The organism is Collinsella vaginalis (assembly GCF_900176655.1).
GTDB classification, from domain to species: Bacteria; Actinomycetota; Coriobacteriia; order Coriobacteriales; family Coriobacteriaceae; genus Collinsella; species Collinsella vaginalis.
On record NZ_LT838844.1, the window covers coordinates 506,315 to 523,754 of the forward strand.

A 17,440-nucleotide genomic window follows, 5' to 3' on the forward strand; every position below is an offset into this window, starting at 1 on the left:
GACGAGGCCCGCGCCGCCGGAGACGAGCTGCCCCCGCTCGCCGGCGTCCCCCTCGCCATGAAGGACAACCTGAACCTGGTCGGCACCCGCACGACCTGCGCCTCCCGGATGCTCGAGACCTATCAGAGCCCTTACACGGCAACCTGCGTCCAGCGCCTGCTTGATGCGGGCTGCTTGCCGCTCGGCAAGGCCAACATGGACGAGTTCGCCTTTGGGTCCTCCACGGAGAACTCGGCCTTCCATCGCACATGCAACCCCTGGGACACCGAGCGCGTCCCTGGCGGTTCCTCGGGTGGTTCGGCGGCCGCCGTCGCAGCTGGTATGGCGACGGTCTCGCTGGGAAGCGACACCGGCGGATCCATTCGCCAGCCCGCCGCGTTCTGCGGCGTCGTGGGTATGAAGCCCACCTATGGTGTCGTGAGCCGCTACGGCGTCACCGCCTTCGGCAGCTCGCTCGACCAGGTGGGACCGTTCGCCCGCACGGTGCGCGACCTCGCGCTCACCATGAACGGGCTCACGGCTGGGGGCCATGATCCGAATGACGGTACGAGCCACGACGCCGATGTCGATCACCTTGCCCACCTCGAGGACGGCGTTTCCGGCGGTCGTGTGGGTATCGTCCCCGCGCTCATGGAGGCAGAGGGCCTGACGCCTGAGGTCAAGCACAGCGTCGAGGAGGCCGCCTCGCGCCTCGAACGCGCCGGTGCCGAGATCGTCGAAGTCCACCTTGATCACCTCGATGCGGCCATCGCCGCCTACTACGTGGTCGGGCCGGCCGAGGCCTTCTCCAACCTTGCCCGCTTCGATGGCGTGCGCTACGGCTACCAGGAGCCCGGCTGCACCTCGCTTGCCGAGCAGACGGCACGCTCCCGCGCCCACGGCTTCGGCACGGAGGCCAAGCGCCGCCAGCTGCTCGGCGCCTACCTGCTCTCAAGCGGCGTGTACGACCGCTACTACTACGCGGCGCAGAAGGCGCGCACGATGATCGCCCGCGATTATGAGGAGGCGTTCAAGCAGGTCGACGTCATCCTCCTGCCGCCGAGCCCGCGCACCGCGTTCAAGTTCGGCGAGCTCTCCGACCCAACTCAGATGTACCTCTCCGACATGTACACCATCTCGCTGAACATCGTCGGCAACCCGGGCATCAGCGTGCCCACGGGTCTCGGCGTCGATACCGGTCTGCCGGTGGGGATCCAGCTGCAGGGCCCTGCCTTCGGCGACGCCGATCTGCTCCGCTACGCCCGCGCCGTGGAGCGAGCCTTCGCGGGGGAGAGCGGTGAGCCGGCGCTTAGCGTCGCGCCCGATTTCGCCGGGAAGGGAGGTGAGCTCGCATGAAGGAGCTCGCACAGGTCCTCGAGGATTGGGAGGCCGTCATCGGCCTTGAGATCCACACCGAGCTCACCGAGCTCGAGACCAAGATGTTCTGCGGCTGCAAGCTCAGCCACGATGATGAGCCCAACGCGCACGTCTGCCCGGTGTGCCTCGGTCTGCCGGGCGCTCTGCCCGTGCCGAACCGCCGTGCTATCGAGTCGATCGTGAAGGCGGGTCTCGCCACCAACTGCCAGATCCAGCGGCACTCGATGTTCTACCGCAAGCACTATTTCTACCCCGACATGTCAAAGAACTTCCAGACCACGCAGGGGCCGATCGCCTTCTGCATGCATGGGCACTTGGACCTCGAGGTCACGGGCCGTGGCGCTGCCGAGCGCCCGGCACACGCGTTCGGCGAGGCAGAGGCACGGAGCCTGGCTTCAGCGAGTGCGAACGCCGTCGGCCTCTCGACCCAGATGAGCGCCGGCTTGCCCGAGGGCGCTCCTGTGTCTGGCACGCACCATCTGGGCATGGCCGCCTATGACACCGATGCCCTCACCCTGCCCGAGCGGCACGAGGACGGGAGCTACACGGCGCCCATCCGGATCCTCCGCATCCATATGGAGGAGGACGCCGCCAAGATGACGCATGTGGGTGGCGAGGAGGGGCGCATCACGTCTGCCGCTGAGAGCCTCATCGACTACAACCGCTGCGGGACCCCGCTCATCGAGCTCGTCACCGAGCCCGATCTGCGCACGCCCGAGGAGGCGCGCCTCTTCATGGAGAAGCTTCGCCGGATCTTCCTCACCCTTGGCATCTCGGATTGCTCAATGGAGCACGGCTCGATGCGCTGCGATGGCAACGTGAGCCTGCGCCGCCGCGGTGAGACCCGCCTCGGCACAAAGACCGAGCTCAAGAACTTGAACTCGTTCAAGTCCCTGCATGACGGCCTGGCCTATGAGATCTGCCGTCAAGCCGAGGTGCTCGAGGAGGGCGGCATCATCTACCAGGAGACGCGTCACTGGGAGCCGTCGCGCAAGCGCACGGTGGTCATGCGCGTGAAGGAGACGGCTGACGACTACCGCCTCTTCCCCGATCCCGACCTCACCCCCTTTGACCTCTCAGAGGAGTTCATCGCCCGGTGCGCGGACGAGCTTCCGGAGCTTCCCGACGCCCGTCGCGCGCGTTTTGAGGCGGAGCTTGGGATCAAGCGCGCGGACGCGGAGCAGATTGCGGGAGACCCAACGCTCGCCGCCTTCTTTGAGGGTGCCGCCGCGGGTTCAACAGGCAAGCTCGCGCAGACGGTTGCGAACCTCGTGGTGAACGAGCTCACCGGTTACCTCAGGAGCGCCGGTCTGGATCTCGCCGCTTCGGGCATCACACCTGAACAGGTCGCCTCGCTCGCAAAGCTGCTCGCCGCGGATGCCATCAGCTCGAACCAGGCCCATGAGGTCTTCGCTGCGATGGCAGAGACCGGCGAGGATCCCGAACGGATCGTGGATGAGCGCGGTATGCGCCAGGTGAGCGATACGGACGCGCTGCAGGCATTCGTCGACCAGGTGCTCGCCGCCTTCCCCGATCAAGCCCAACAGTATCGTGATGGGAATCAGAAGGTCATCGGCTTCCTCGTTGGCCAGTGCATGAAGGTGAGCAAGGGCACGGGTAATCCGAGGCTGTTCAACGAGTTGCTCCGGCAGGCGCTCTCGTAGCGCGTGTGCCTGCGTGCAAGATCGGTGCAGGTTACAGTTACCAGCGCATCGGCGGGATCGGTCTGAGAAGGACCCGGCCCCGCTTTTGCATGGCGCACGCTTGCGCGGGTTGATGCGGGCGCGGGCATAGGAGCCTCAGCGGCCGCTCGGCTTCAGCTTCTCGGGAACGAGTCGCAGGAAGGCGATCGCAAGGACGCTTGCAAGGAAGACGACGGGCGCCGCGCCGGAGAACACGAGCGCGGAGATCAAAAGGACAGCGAACGGCTTGTTCGACCCCGCCGTCGCCGATGCGGTGATGCCGGCGATGATCGCAAGCGAGATGTCATGTCCGGGATGATCAGGGTGATCGTGGTGCCCACGAGCGACCCTATGAACGCCAGGGGAAAGAACTCTCCACCGAGCCAGCCAGCGGTGAGCGAGAGATTTGTCGCCACAATCTTCAGGAGGGCAAGACACAGGAAGAACGTGGCGGGTTGCGTGAGGGCGAGCTCGGGAAGCAGGCCAACGGACTCATGGCCAGAGAACCGAAGCATGGGAACCGCTGCGAGGAGCAGGCCCAGCAGCGCAGACCCGATGACGACCAGCCAGATGGGCCGATGCGGATGGACGAAGCGGTCCGCCATCTGGTTGAGAGTGCGCCTGACCAACAGGTAGAGCCCGGCCACCAGGCAGGCACCGCATGCCGCCACGCCGCTCAAGGCAAGGTGCTCGAGACTGAGTTCGGGAAGAGCCGGCAGCTCGATCGGGTGTGAGCTGACCGCGAGGAGTTTGAGCGCCGTCCAGAATGCCAGAAATCCGCTGATTTTTTGCACCTCATCACGGTTCGCGGTCACTGCGGGCGTCGGCTGTCGAACGCAACGCCCAAGTGCATGTCTGCGCATCCGATCATAATAAATGCAGCCAATAACGGTCCACATACGCAGGTGTGCAGCGATCAGCCGTCATGGCAGCCCGGTGGAAGCAGTGCATCTGTTGCCTAACACCGGGATGGTCGTTTTACAACTAAGATCCCATGCCAAGACCAGCCAGATGCAGCTAAAGAAGACTTTCATATCGAAATGTATAGATATCACTTATAAGTTCACTATATAATAGATGTGTCAATAATATGAATGGTGTAGCTAGATCCGATTGGTCTTAAAATAACACCGTGTAAGTTTCATATGCACAATTAAATTGTACGTTGTTTAGAGGGAGTTGGTATGAGTCCGAACAACACAAACGCATCAAGGCTGCGGAAATGCGCACCAGTGACGGCGGCGCTTTCGCTGGGTCTAGCCCTTGGTGGCGCCGCGGTTGTTCCGTCTACGGTGTATGCCGATGATGCTCCGGCGGCGTCTGATGTTGTGTGGAGCACGCAGCGTCAGATGCTGACTGTCTCCGTGCGGTATGCGGGCGATAAGGGCAGTGACCTCTCGCGTGAAGTTGCGTCCAAGCTGTCCCTCTCGGTCACGAACACGGCAACGGGCGAGACGACCTCGCTTGAGCCGATGTCGGGAACCTACTCTTTTCAGTTCCAGGCGAAAAAACTCACGGCTGGCACGTACACCTTCAAGGTTACGGGTGTGCCCGAGGGCGTTGTTCTGGCGAGCTCCCGTCCAAGCGATCTTTCTTCCGGTCTCGTGCAGGTGAAAAACGGGGAGACGATCACGCTCAACGGCACATGGACTGATCTGAACTACGCTCCGACTGTGCTGTACCTGTACGTCGCCACGGCTCAGAGCGAGCAGTACGATCCCCAAGCACAGGACATTGACACCGTGATCGGCGGTACGCCGACCGCCGCGGAGGGCATTGGCAACATGTCCAGCCTCCCCAAGGGAACTGCGGCAACCTGGGAGCAGGAGCCGGACACCTCCAAACCCGGCGACACCACCGGCACGGTCAAGGTGACCTATCCTGACGGCACCTCAGAGACCGTCGACGTGACCGTCCACGTGAAGCTCCGTCCGCAGATGCTGACCGTCTCCGTTCGCCTCTTGGGCGATGACGGCAGCACCGGCTCCCGTGAGGTCGCGTCCCATCTGGCGCTTTCAATCACGGGTGCAACGGGCGAGACGACCCCGCTCGGTCAGATGGCCGCACCCTTCGATTCCCAGTTCCAGGCGAAGGGCCTCGAGGCAGGTGACTACACCCTTTCCGTCTCCGGCGTTCCCGAGGGGTACCGCCTGCTCAACGAGGGGGAGGCAAATGGCCTGTCCGCCGGCCTGGTGGCCGCTTACAACGACGGGGCGGTCTCTCTGAACGACGAGTCGCAGTACGGTGCGAACACCGTGTACCTCGTGCTCGCCCGCACGCAGAGCTCGCAGTACACGCCTGAACCCAAGCCCATCGAGACCGAGGTCGGCGGCAAGTCGGGCGCCGAGGAGGGCATCGGGAACCTGCCGGACCTCCCCGAGGGCACCACGGTCACCTGGGAGCAGGAGCCGGACACCTCCAAACCCGGCGACACCACCGGCACCGTGCGGGTTACCTACCCGGACGGTACCTACGATCTCGTTGAGGTCTCGGTGACCGTCAAGGCGCCGAAGGCTGGCGAGGAAAAGACGCCTGCCAAGGGCGCCCCTGCCAAGGACACTGCAAAGAAGGCGACGAAGAAGGCCCGCGCGCTGCCGCAGACCGGTGACGCCTCGCTCATCGCCACGGCCGGGATCGCCGGCACGGGCCTCATGGCTGGCCTCGTCGGCCTGATCAAGCGTCGTCGCAGCCAGGAGTAAACGACTTCACGGCGCTAGTCGTCACAAATCGGCGCATGTGATCAAGTCTCCCTCACCACCAGGTGGGGGAGGCTTTTTCCATGCAGGGGCAGGGGCGTCAGCCGCTTCTGCGCTCGCGGATTTTATCGTCTCTGTCTCCGAGTTGCCTCGATGACATGTAAGAATTGGCTCGGTTGGCCAAAAAGGCGTCGAGGATGTAATTCCGCGCCTGCTCTTGTTTTAGATTGCTGAATATCATTTGCATATTTCGAAAATTGTATTTTATTTTCATTGATTGCAGAAGAACTGCGGGAGATTCGACCTTTCAAGGGTCAAACACTGCTTCAAGAATACAGCCTCAACCGTGTTTTTGGCCATGCACGCGGAATCGCGCATGGGCAACCACCCCGTTGTTGGCTCGAGCTCCTCGATGGTCGACACGGCAGGGGCGAGTACGGCCGCTGTTGTGGAAGATAGACGAATAACATTGAGATAGCTGGTTTATGCAAGCCATCGCCGTCGGCCAAAATCTGCCAAACCTCGGCCGCACAGGACACAACTCGCCATCATTTGCCAAAGATACGCGCCGCCACGCGGAGATAGTGAAAAAGAAACAGGTCGCTTGAGCTGCGATAGCCCAAGTGACCTGCGTTTTCAGGTGGTGGAGCAGAGCGCGGCAAGGTCGAACCTTACCGCTTGCGGCTTTTTTTGCCTTCTGGAAGTCCTCCCAGTCCACCTCATAGTCAGCATCCGAATACTTGCACGTCAGAATGACCTTGTCGTCGTAGAGGTAAATCTTATCGACGAAATACCCCAAGACCATATCTCGCACCTCATGGTCATCAAGGTTCGCATACAAGAACTTGCCAAAGTACGCCTTGATGCTGCGCTCGTCCTCGGCAAGCTCCTTCTTTGCCTTCTCGGTCTCAATAGCGCCCATCAGCGCCTTCTTGCGTCGCTCAAGCTCCTGCAAGCGCTCCTGTGTGGTCTCGCTGAATATTCCCGCCTCAAGCGCCTTGAGTAGATTTTTAAGAGCCGTCTGTGTATCAGTCAGCTCTTTTTCAAGGCTCTCAAGGTAGCTCGACTCGACGTAATACTCCTTGTAGTACGCCGCAGCATCCACCGCAAGCGACATCAGATTCTCGGAATCGCTCAGCAACTCCTTCAAGAGCTGCTGCACCAGTCCCTCGATGAACGCAGCCTTAACAGGCTTCTTCTCGCACCGCTTATGCCTCTGCTCCTTACAGTAGTAATAAAAGTGGTGCGCGCCCGTCTTGCTCGTGCCGGATACGCCCTGCATGGAGCTTCCGCATTCCCCGCAGAACAGCTTTCCCGTCAGCCAGTACCTCGGCTCGCCCTCCATGTGCTTTGAGCGGTTTCCAGCGCCCGTGCGCTTGTTCATAGCAAACATCGCCTGTGCCTTGTTGAACAGGTCTGTCTCGATGATGACGGGCATACCGTCTGGGATGACGATATCCGCGTACTTGTAGACCCCTGTGTACCTGTCGTTCTTCAGCACGCTCCTCAGCCCGTTTACCGTGAACTTCCTGTCAAGAGCTGTGGTTATGCCCTGAGCATTCAGCTCGTCGGCTATCTGCTGCATCGGTTTGCCGTCAACGTAATCGTGAAAGATTCTCTGCACCACGGGCGCTTTCGCAGGGTCAATCTCATAACGTTTGTCCGCTGCTGTCCTGTAGCCCAATATCTTTTGGCCGTTGGACAATGCGTTCTTGGCGTTATACCTTAGCCCTCGCTCGATGTTCTCTCGCGACGAATCGCTCCACATCTGCGCGAACGCATCCATCACCGCTTCGGTGAACTTGCCCTGCGATGTGCTCACATCAGGCGCATTCTCCGCAACATACTCGATGCTGCACCCAGCCTCACGAATCTTTCTCTTGGCATAGGTCAGCTGCAAGACGTCTCGACCCAGTCTGTCATTCTTCCACATGATGAGAACGGCAGGACGCAGCTTTGCGACCTCTGAAAGCATCAGCTTGTAATTTGGTCTGTTATCGTCCTGCCCAGACATCGCACGGTCTGCATACTCCTTGAGTATGCTGTAACCGTGCTCAGACGCATAAAGCTGCACCAGCTCCTGCTGTTCCTCGATAGAAGCATCGTTTTGAGAGCTTGACGAGTAGCGGTAATAGGCGATGGCAAGGTTATTATCGTTCTGAACAAATTTCTTTGTCTTTGCCACCTATAAGGTCACCTCCTTAGAAAAATAGGCCCAAGTCGCAATGGCAACCTGGGCAAATAAGACATGCTTTAGTCACACAAACTCAGAGTTGTCACACAATCAATTTACTCGCCAGCTTGTAAACTTGTTTTATTTCTTTGCTTTCTAAATTCCAACTATCAAGTTCAATTTTAATCAACTCTGGGAATTTCTTACTAATATCCCTTAAAGCATTTCCAACAGATTTTCTAACATATTCGCTACTATCTTCTTTTAAGTTTGCAATTCTTTCAATAGCTTCATTCGGATTTTCCTTGAAATACGGTCTACTCGTCCATATTCTCAAACCCTCTGTAACTGCTCTCCTTGTATTTGGATTGCTATTTTGTAACCATTCATCGATAATCGAAAGTGCATTTTCATAGCCTGTTTTCTTACAAAACTCATCAAATGCTTTTGCTAATACTTCTTGAACTCTCCAATTATCGTCTTTAGAAACTTCATCTCTCATAAATCTTAAAATTTCTTCATCTGATGATAAATATCCAAATAGAAACACACCATACATTCTTACTTGATAAACATTGGATTCATAAGCTAAAAATGCTAATTTTTTGCTACGCTCATTATTATTAGATTTATAATCAGCAAAGGCTCTTTTTTCTTGCTCTTTAAAACCATTTTCTATCAAAGAGAATTCTTTTTCTAAATTCAAAATATATTCCTTCAATTAGCCTCGCCTCCTCATAAAAATTCAAATTTGATTTTATGGTATTATATCATGTCTGACCTGCTATTTCAATTCTTTTATCAAGCGAAATCACATGCAAACAGATAGCGGCTCCCACCACGGGAGCCGCTAATTTTTTTACTCGAACTGCACATCGTCTGGCTTCTGATTAGCCTTCTCAGCGTCGTAGACGCCCTGTATCTGGCTTGTGACCCGCCTGCCGCTCGTTCGGCTCGCTTCATGGTCAATCGCACGGTTCGCAGCTTTGAGCCTCTTCTCTGCATCCCACATATTCTTGCGAGACTCGTAGAGGCTTTGCTCTGCCTCCTCAAGTGCCTGCATCTTCTGCTCTTCAATCATCTGACGTACAAGAGCTGCCATCATCTGCGCAAACATATCATCGAGCATGCGCTCAAACGCTGTTTTGCTCTTCTTTTGACTTGCCATCTTAAAGCACAGGCGCAAACCATAGAGGCTTGGTGCCTTCTGGTGCTTTAGCCCGTCCAGATTCGCCTTGTTAGCCTTGAATTGAGCACGAGCCTCATCCATATCGGCTTGCAGGCTCTGTGCGGTCTTGTTTGGTGTCTGCTGCGCAAGTTTGATTTGAGCATAATCAGCATCGCGCTTTAGATTTCTGCCTTCACGAATCGCTCTGATGCGATACTGGGAAGCTAAATCATCTGTGAAATTCTCAACGTCCTTAGAATCGACTTTGTAGCCATCAAGCAGGGAATATGTCGCCTTATTTTCCATGTTACCTTTAATAGGTTCTGTAACGTCTTCTGCGGGCTTTTCCTGCTCAGCTGGCACAACGTTAGGCTTCTGGTCTTCCAGCGCCTTATTTGCCTGTTTCTGGGCGTAGTAGGATTCGATGGAATCTTTTGTTAGGTCATCGGCAAGAAGTTTTGCCTTGCGGCGGCGCTTGCGTGGCTTTGAGCCGTAGACGTCCATCATCTTGTAGCACCATGCCTCGTGCTCCTTACCATCCTTGCCCATGCGCTTCTGTTCCATCAGCTCGACGCCATAGACGCTTAAGTTATGCTTGAACTCGTCAAGGGACTTGGATTCATCACGCGCCCGCTGCACACGGTCGCCCAGCCTTTGCTCGAACGCATCGCAGCTCTCGCGACGTTTAGTCCATGTCGTGCCTTCCTTGTGTTTTTCGCGCTCGAACTTGGGCGTTCCGATGACGGACAAGCCCTCCTCTGCTGCAAGCTCGTCGCTCGCATTCTTGACCTCGAAATGTCGTCGGTTATCTCGTAGCGTCTGACCTGTCACCTCGTCATGGTTCACGACGAGGCAGTGTGCATGAACACATCCACCTTTGCCGTCGTTGTGCACGGTGACGTAACACATCGAGTTGGGATAGAGCTTCTTGCACAGCTTGTAGCTATGCTCACCTGCCATCTGCTCGTCCGACTTGTTTCCAGCCTTCAGCTCGTCAGGCGAGAAGGAGACGCGCACCTCGAACGCCTCATAACGCGATGCAGGGTGCCTCTTGTGCATCTCCTCGGCATATATCGCCATGTCATCTCTGGGCATGTCACCGACCTCGTAGGCAGCCCTCGTCGTGCCTTCGACTTCGTGCATCTTCTTCTTTTTGCCATTGCCAAGTTCGGTGTAAATCATGCTCGCCTTGGCATCCTTAAGCGGATGGATGTACGTCGTCGCCATCGGTCTCACCTCCGTCCTCTGGAAGCCAGAAATCTTTCATCTGCTCGAACTCGTAGTCGGAAATCTTGCCGATTTGCTCGCGGGAAAATTCCTCACGCGCATCAAGCAGCTGCCTGTCGATGCTCGCAAATTTCAACTGCAAACTTTTCAGCTCAGCAAGTACCTCACTCTCACGCATCGGGGTCACGCCGAAGCACTCCCGATAGCTTGCGCTCGCGTTCAAACGACGAGCAATCTGATTCAAGTTGCAGCCGATTTTGTTCACCTCGGCAGTGAGCAAATTGAGGTCGCGATTATTTGTGATAATCATTTTCTTCACTTCGTGGTTCAGCGCAGCATCGCGAAGATACTGCGACACCGTCACGCCCCACTGGTTCGCCTTCGACTTAATCGCCGCCGCCTCGAACTCGGTAACGCGAATCTTGACCGTGCCCGACTTGCGTTTTCTCTCGCTGGAAGCAGGTATCTTACCTGCATGTTTCTTATCTTTCTTCATAGCTGAAATCCTCCTTGTAAATTGATGAAACATGACGCTTCTGCGTCATGCGCAAATTGCGTAGAAAAGGGAATTAACGCAAGCAGACATCCTGTGCGTACAAATCCTCGCTTCGCTCGGACTTGACGCAGGATGTAGCTTGCGGGGGCTTCGCCCCTCGACCCCGAAATCCAAACCCCAAGCACGGGTCTGATAGTGCCGACGACTCGGCACGGAAAGGCACGACTGCCCCTGCGAAAACAGGAATGCGGATGCGCCCATCCGATGGACGGACGGGGCGGCATGCCGCATCGAAAAATCGACGGCATCCCCACCGAAAACGGACGGGCACATCCGCGATTTCGGGGCGCTTGTCGGTCTCACATTGGTGCGATCATGGTCAAAAAGAGACCACGAAGGCACCAGAACGGAGACCAAAAACAAGCGACCTGCTGCGAGCATGTCAGTCCTCCTCGGGCGAGAAATCATCACCCGTAGAGACCGCAGGTGATGTGCGCTCAAGACCCGAATAAAACTCCTTCAAGTCATCCGGCGCACAGCGCTTCTTCCAGTCACTGCCCGTGTAACTCGCATTCATCCACTCGACCACTCCGTAATCGAGAATCAGGCGCTCGAGTGCGTCCATCTTCGTGCCACGACGGCGGTTATCCGTCACCGTCCATCCGGGATAGTCTGGAAGAATCACACGCATCTGCTTGAGAAATGCGCCCTTGCCAACTGGCTTGCCTTTGACGTTGCGCGTATACCAATGGCAATACAGGTCGTAAAGAAACTGATTAGGTACCAAATCCCACGCTAGCTGTCCCATGACCTCTGCCATGAAGGCACGCACAGGGTCGTTGAACTCCTTGTACTCATTAAGCAAGTCAAGGCACGCCTCAGGTGGGTCAAGCTCGTAGTAGTTCGTCTTAGCCAGAAGCTTGTAGAGGACGTACTCGAGCACTTCCTTACGTCCCAGATAATCGTCCTTGATGTACTTGCGCTCATGTCCCTCGAACTGCTTGTTCATCGGGACGATGCACAGACGGCGGTAAAACGACGGCGTTTTGTCCTTGACACGCGGCATAGAATTGACGCACTGCACCATCATCCCGCGGAACTGAAGCTTAACCTTGCTCTTGAACTTGCGGTCAATCGTGACGAGGTCGCCCGTGATGATTGACTTCAAGGTCGCTGCGCTGTCGATGTAGGTATCCGTGTCGTTTTCGTCAGTGATAATCGCCGATGCGTTCAGCAAATCATCCAGTCCGAACTGCTCGGCGAACTGCTTGAGGTTGATTGACGTATGGGCGCCATCACCGAGCAGATTTCTCATCAGTCGGCACAGTGTGCCCTTGCCGTTGTTGCCGACCTCAGACAGCAGCCAAATAGAATGGTTCCAAGGCACGTTAGGGCGTATCACTGCGCCAAGCACACGCCAGAGGAAATCCACAACCTCAGGGACATCAGAGAGCCCTTGCATCCAGCTATCCACGTCCCAGACCTCGCCGTCAGGCATGGTGATGTGCGGGTTTTGTGCGTTGTCCACGAAGTTGACATGCGACTTCGTTGTGAACACAAGCTCCGGGTCGAAGCCCATGAGGATTTTCGTAGAGTAGTCGTAAATGCCGTTGCCGACGGCAACTAAATCCTCATTCGTGCAAGGCACAACAATAGGCGCCAAGACCTTGAGAGCCTCCAGAACAGCCTTCCAGTTGCGATAGTCGTCAATCGCGTTGTACTCGGATGCCAAAGCACAAATCTTGTCCTCGTCAAAGTCGTAGATTCCCTCGTCCGCCCCTTCGAAGATATACATGCCGAGCGCGTAGTTCTTGGTCTTGGTACCTCCGACATTGATGCGACGCACGCGGTGTCGATGAATGAGAATCAAGGCAACCTGCCTCGTTGGCAGGGTCTTGAGCTTCTTGTACTTGTCGTCGCCCTTCATGGGGGACGGAAACTCGCCAGCCCCGGGCGGGTCTTCCGGTCCCTTATTATGGGCACCAATCGCCCTGTTGATAGACTCAAGAATCTCTCGCTTAATCGTCGTAGGTAACGGCGGATTGTCCATGTCCATCTGGTCCAAATAGTTCAGCGTCTCAAAATCGATGATTTCATCGTATGTTTGTATCATGTTGTATTTCCTCCTTCATGAATTTCGTTCTCGCTCAACCCATGTAGAGGAAATACCTTGCATTATCAGCAGTTTTATGGTATTCTTTACACAAGTTGAAAGTTGGTTGTCCCATTGCTTAGCGAGGCGAGGGGCAACCTTTCTTTTTTGCCTTTAGATTCCAGTGGCTTTCCCCGCACGGATATAGGCATCGAGCTTCTCGCGCTCAGCAACCTTGCGCTTACCGATATAGGTAACGAAGTCCGTGTCCGGCTGGTTGAACAGCCTCTGAACGTGTGCAAGCCCCAGTCCGTACAGGTCGCTAACTTCGTTCTTTGTCAGGAACGTCTTCTTCATAAGAGCAGCAATCCAGCTCGAATACTCCTGCTGTGTCATTACTCCGTTTGACTTGGTCTTCTTCATCGTTTCTTGCATATCTATTGCCTCCTCATCTTTCTCGAAAAACAAAAAAACGGGCGGCAAACCGATAGGATTTCTCCTAAAGGTTCACCGCCCGTTTTCCATTCGTGCGTTATGAACGTTGGTCGCTTTTAAGTGCTTCCCCAAACTGAAAAACAGGGTCGCTCAAGTGTGATTACCGCTCGTGAACATATCTAATTTTGTTTTATTATACCACGAGTCACGTTCGCAATCAAGACTTTTTAAGCCTCTGAACTGCTCAAACACAGGCTTGAAAACACCCGTTTTTGATAACCCCCAACGCAGACAAGGCATCCAAGAAAGCCGGGCACAGAGAAAAGGCAGAAAATATTTTTTTGAGGGCAGTATGTGGAAAAAATGGCACTTCATTTTCCCACGCATTTTTTCAACGCACACAAGGGCTTCAAGGCAAATGTGGGGATGTGGAAGATTTTTTTCAACTCCCCCCTATATAAAATTAAAAGGAGGCACAGGATAAAATATATATAGACTAATAGATATTTTTTTCCACATTTCCACAAACGGTCTGAAGCCCTTGACTATCAACAAAAAATGCGTGGGAAAATCAAAAACGAAAATCCCACACAAAAATAGCGATTCGCCTCAAAGCCCTTGATAGTCAACAAAATATGCGTGGAAAAAATTAAAACGAGTTTTTCCACACACCCCGCCTTTTCTCTGTGCCCAGCTCGTCTTCTTCGTGTGGCGAGCGGCGCGAAAGCGCCAGCGAGGCACACGCTCTGTCTTTTGTTCTTGAAATCTTGCTTTTTCAAACAAAAAACGAGGGCTGCGTTAGCAACCCTCGAATTTATAGACAAGCGCAAACTCATTCTTGAAAAAGAATAGAGTTCGACGCTTCGCGTTCTGGTGGAGCCGCGGAGAATCGAACTCCGGTCCACGAAAGCCCCCTGATCGGCATCTCCAGGCTCAGTCACCGTATTGGTCTCGGAGCCCGTACGCGCGGTGACGCGCTTGCGACCTCCCAGCCGGTTCGATCTTAGCCCGCGCCATACCGGTTACGTGCGCGGGAGCATTCCCCTGAAATGACGTCGCACCGGGATCGGGGACATTCCCGGATTGACGCGCCGCTAATTAATTAAGCAGCGAGAGCCAGAGGCTCATAAGAAGTGTTGTTGTCAATTCAATTTGACGATACCCCTGTTTAACGTGGCGAGGAGACCACGGCCTGCTTCCTCTCTCAGAGCTATCGTGTCGAAACCAGTCGGCCCCTCAAAGTTGAGGTCAACCTGCGGCATATGCCGCATCGACCTGTCAAAGTGCGCGCCCGATCTGGTCGAGCGGAAGAGCATTCTAGCATGACCTGCGGTTTTGCGCATGCGGACCGATCGACTCCACACATCGGTGGCACTGCGAAATTGGGTACAAATGACGCGGCAACGCCAGATATCGCGAAAGGCAGGGACATGGGCACCGCACAGAGCACCACGACGGCCCCGCAGGGATCGTCGACCCCGAAGACAGCCCTCATCCTTGAAGGGGGGAGCTTCCGAGGTCAGTTCACCGCAGGAGTCCTCGACATTTTCCTTGAGCGGGGCATCACCTTCGATGCCTGCTTCGGCGTCTCAGCCGGCACCTTGAACGGTCTGAGCTTCAAGTCCCGCCAGATCGGCCGTGCATCCCGCATCAACCTCGCGTTCTGCAACGACCCCCGCTACATCGGTGCGCGGTCCCTGTTCACAAGCGGCAGCATCGTCGGGTACGACTTCATGTTCAACGACATACAGAACGTGCTCGACCCCTTTGATAACGAGGCCTTTCGCACAAACCCCATGCGCCTGTTCGCCACGGTCACCAACGTCCTTTTTGGTACGGCCGAGTACCTGGAGGTGTCCGATACCCCGCGCGACCTCGACATCGTGCGCGCGTCGACCTCACTGCCCCTGGTGACCCCGCCGGTGCAGATCGGTGCGAACCGCTACCTCGACGGAGGCGTCGCGGATTCTGTGCCGGTCGAGCATGCGCTCGAGGAGGCCGGGTACGACCGCGCGGTCGTTGTCCTCACGCAGCATCGCGCCTACGATAAGGAGCCCTACGAGTTCATGGCCGCCGCACGGGCCCGCTACAGCTCGCTTCCGTATCTGCTCGAGGCCCTTTCCACGCGCAACAAACGGTATAACGAGCAGCGTGCGCATATCTGGTCATATGAGGAGCAGGGGAAGGCCCTAGTGCTTGCACCAGAGACACCGGTCGAGGTCGGCCATATCGAGCACGATGCGACCAAGCTCCTCGACCTCTACATCCAGGGACGGCAGGCGGCCGAGCGGCAGCTCGATGAGATCGCCGCCTTCACGGCGGGCCACGACCTCGACGGCTCCCAGGCCTGAGATCGAGCTGCCATATTCGGGCCCGCACTCGCTGGGAGCCGAAATGTGGAGCAATAATACACCCTTGACCTCCCCGACGTTCCGCATCTAGAATGTACCGGTTACTTGCAGAGCCCCGTGAAACTCTGTAACAACACGCATCTGTACATGGAGGAGTCAAGTTGATCACTAAGTCGACTCACTACACCAAGCAGACCGAGGCCCAGCGCAACTGGGTCATCGTGGATGCTGACGGCGCCGTTCTGGGCCGTCTTGCCACCCAGGTCGCAGCGATCCTGCGCGGCAAGACCAAGCCCCAGTACACGCCGAACTCCGACTGCGGTGACTTCGTTGTCGTCATCAATGCCGAGAAGGTCCAGCTGACCGGCAACAAGGCTGACACGAAGACCTACTACCGCCACAGCGGCTACAACGGAGGCCTCAAGGCCGAGACCTTCCGCGCTGCCATGGAGAAGCACCCCGAGCAGGTCATCGAGCGCGCCGTCCGCGGCATGCTCCCGAAGACCACCCTCGGCCGCGCCCAGCTCAAGAAGCTCAAGGTGTACGCCGGTGCCGAGCATCCGCATGCGGCGCAGAACCCCGTTAAGATCGAGCTGGAGGCTTAAAGATGGCTGAGAACACCGTCGTCTACTACGGCACCGGCCGTCGCAAGAACGCCGTTGCCCGTGTCCGCATCGTCCCCGGGACCGGTAAGGTGACCATCAACAAGCGCGAGGCCGTCGAGTACTTCGGCCGCAAGCAGCTTGTCGAGGACGCCCTGGCCCCCTTCAAGGTGACCGACACCGTCGGCTCCTTCGACGTCATCGCCCTCTGCGATGGCGGCGGCATCACCGGCCAGTCCGGTGCCCTGCGTCTGGGTATCGCCCGCGCCCTCCTGAAGGCCGGCGACTACCGTGGCGACCTCAAGCGCGCCGGGTTCCTGACCCGCGACGCCCGCGTCGTCGAGCGCAAGAAGTACGGCCTCAAGAAGGCCCGTCGCGCTCCGCAGTTCTCCAAGCGTTAATCCGCTGCTTGGACGTTTGCAATTCAAAACGGGGCCTGCCGTTCGCGCGGTGGGTCCCGTTTTGCATATGCACCCCTGTCCGACCTCTGGATCTCTGATAGGAAGCACCCATGCCCACGAACATCTTCGGAACCGACGGCGTCCGCGGCGTCGCCAATGCAGATCTTTCGTACGACCTCGCCTTCCGCCTCGGCCGTGCGGCCACCCGCTATCTCGGGCGGGACATCTGCGTCGGCCGCGATACCCGCCGGTCCGGCACCATGCTCGAGTCGGCGCTCACCGCGGGCATCATGGCGGAGGGGGGCCGGCCGCATTGTTGCGGTGTAATCCCCACGCCGGCCATCGCCCTGCTCACGGTCTCATCTGAGCTTGACGGCGGCATTGTCATCTCCGCCTCGCACAATCCGCCCGAGTTCAACGGCATCAAGTTCTTCAGCTCGAAGGGCATGAAGCTCCCCGACGCCCTCGAGGAGGAGATCTCCGCTTGGGTCCTCTCGGATGAGGCGGCGAGCACGGAGGGCCTTCCCACGGGTGAGGGCGTGGGCAGCATCGTGAAGATGAAGGACGCCCGCGATCGCTACATCGACCATGCGGTGGCGACGGTCGAGAGCGGAAGCCTCGAGGGCCTCGTCGTGGCCGTCGACTGCGGCCACGGCGCCTCCTGCCTGACCACCCCGACCGCCCTGCAGCGCCTGGGCGCGACGGTGCACGCCATCAACACCGATTACAACGGCATGGACATCAACGTCGATTGCGGCTCC

At 57.0% G+C, this 17,440-nt stretch carries 14 protein-coding genes and 1 other RNA gene; 7 read left to right on the forward strand and 8 right to left on the reverse strand.

Annotated elements, in window-relative coordinates:
• A partial coding sequence (gene gatA, locus CAP13_RS08355) for an Asp-tRNA(Asn)/Glu-tRNA(Gln) amidotransferase subunit GatA (RefSeq protein WP_085831136.1) occupies positions 1–1,335 on the forward strand: 1,335 nt, incomplete at its 5' end.
• On the forward strand, positions 1,332–3,020 hold the full coding sequence (gatB, locus tag CAP13_RS08360) for an Asp-tRNA(Asn)/Glu-tRNA(Gln) amidotransferase subunit GatB (protein ID WP_085831137.1): 1,689 nt from the start codon (positions 1,332–1,334) through the stop codon (positions 3,018–3,020). The genes gatA and gatB, both read left to right, overlap by 4 nt.
• A gap of 245 nt (positions 3,021–3,265) precedes the next feature.
• Here the strand turns inward: gatB and CAP13_RS08365 are convergent, their stop codons facing one another.
• On the reverse strand, positions 3,266–3,937 hold the full coding sequence (locus CAP13_RS08365; RefSeq protein WP_085831138.1) for a chloride channel protein: 672 nt from the start codon (positions 3,935–3,937) through the stop codon (positions 3,266–3,268).
• A 450-nt stretch (positions 3,938–4,387) separates the two neighbouring features.
• Here CAP13_RS08365 and CAP13_RS08370 point away from each other — a divergent pair, with 450 nt between their 5' ends.
• Positions 4,388–5,737, forward strand: coding sequence for a Rib/alpha-like domain-containing protein (locus CAP13_RS08370; protein WP_179185012.1), 1,350 nt, complete (start codon positions 4,388–4,390; stop codon positions 5,735–5,737).
• A 337-nt stretch (positions 5,738–6,074) separates the two neighbouring features.
• Here CAP13_RS08370 and CAP13_RS08375 read toward each other — a convergent pair whose 3' ends face one another.
• From CAP13_RS08375 to ssrA, 7 genes are all read right to left on the reverse strand, one after another.
• Positions 6,075–7,919, reverse strand: a complete 1,845-nt coding sequence (locus CAP13_RS08375; RefSeq protein ID WP_085831140.1) for a recombinase family protein — start codon at positions 7,917–7,919, stop codon at positions 6,075–6,077.
• A gap of 91 nt (positions 7,920–8,010) precedes the next feature.
• Entirely contained in the window at positions 8,011–8,628 is a 618-nt protein-coding gene (locus CAP13_RS08380) for a DNA alkylation repair protein (protein ID WP_085831141.1), read from the reverse strand.
• Positions 8,629–8,766: 138 nt separating this feature from the next.
• Positions 8,767–10,302, reverse strand: coding sequence for a relaxase/mobilization nuclease domain-containing protein (locus CAP13_RS08385; protein WP_085831142.1), 1,536 nt, complete (start codon positions 10,300–10,302; stop codon positions 8,767–8,769).
• Positions 10,274–10,798, reverse strand: a complete 525-nt coding sequence (locus CAP13_RS08390) for a plasmid mobilization protein (protein ID WP_085831143.1) — start codon at positions 10,796–10,798, stop codon at positions 10,274–10,276. The genes CAP13_RS08385 and CAP13_RS08390 overlap by 29 nt, the downstream gene beginning before the upstream one ends.
• 442 nt (positions 10,799–11,240) lie before the next feature.
• Entirely contained in the window at positions 11,241–12,911 is a 1,671-nt protein-coding gene (locus CAP13_RS08395; protein ID WP_085831144.1) for a DNA primase family protein, read from the reverse strand.
• A gap of 153 nt (positions 12,912–13,064) precedes the next feature.
• The gene (locus CAP13_RS08400; RefSeq protein WP_179185013.1) at positions 13,065–13,313 is read right to left on the reverse strand and encodes an excisionase; all 249 of its coding nucleotides are present in this window, start codon (positions 13,311–13,313) and stop codon (positions 13,065–13,067) included.
• An 883-nt stretch (positions 13,314–14,196) separates the two neighbouring features.
• Positions 14,197–14,561: a transfer-messenger RNA gene (gene ssrA, locus CAP13_RS08405) on the reverse strand.
• 194 nt (positions 14,562–14,755) lie between these two features.
• Here ssrA and CAP13_RS08410 point away from each other — a divergent pair.
• The 4 genes from CAP13_RS08410 to CAP13_RS08425 form a co-directional block, all read left to right on the forward strand.
• Complete coding sequence (locus CAP13_RS08410; RefSeq protein WP_085831146.1) at positions 14,756–15,676, forward strand: patatin-like phospholipase family protein; 921 nt, start codon at positions 14,756–14,758, stop codon at positions 15,674–15,676.
• Positions 15,677–15,837: 161 nt separating this feature from the next.
• Positions 15,838–16,281, forward strand: a complete 444-nt coding sequence (gene rplM / locus CAP13_RS08415; RefSeq protein ID WP_085831147.1) for a 50S ribosomal protein L13 — start codon at positions 15,838–15,840, stop codon at positions 16,279–16,281.
• A 2-nt stretch (positions 16,282–16,283) separates the two neighbouring features.
• Positions 16,284–16,679: a 30S ribosomal protein S9 gene (rpsI, locus tag CAP13_RS08420; protein ID WP_085831148.1), complete on the forward strand. Its 396-nt coding sequence runs from the start codon at positions 16,284–16,286 to the stop codon at positions 16,677–16,679.
• Positions 16,680–16,789: 110 nt separating this feature from the next.
• On the forward strand, positions 16,790–17,440 hold a 651-nt coding region (locus CAP13_RS08425; RefSeq protein ID WP_483862414.1), incomplete at its 3' end, for a phosphohexomutase domain-containing protein.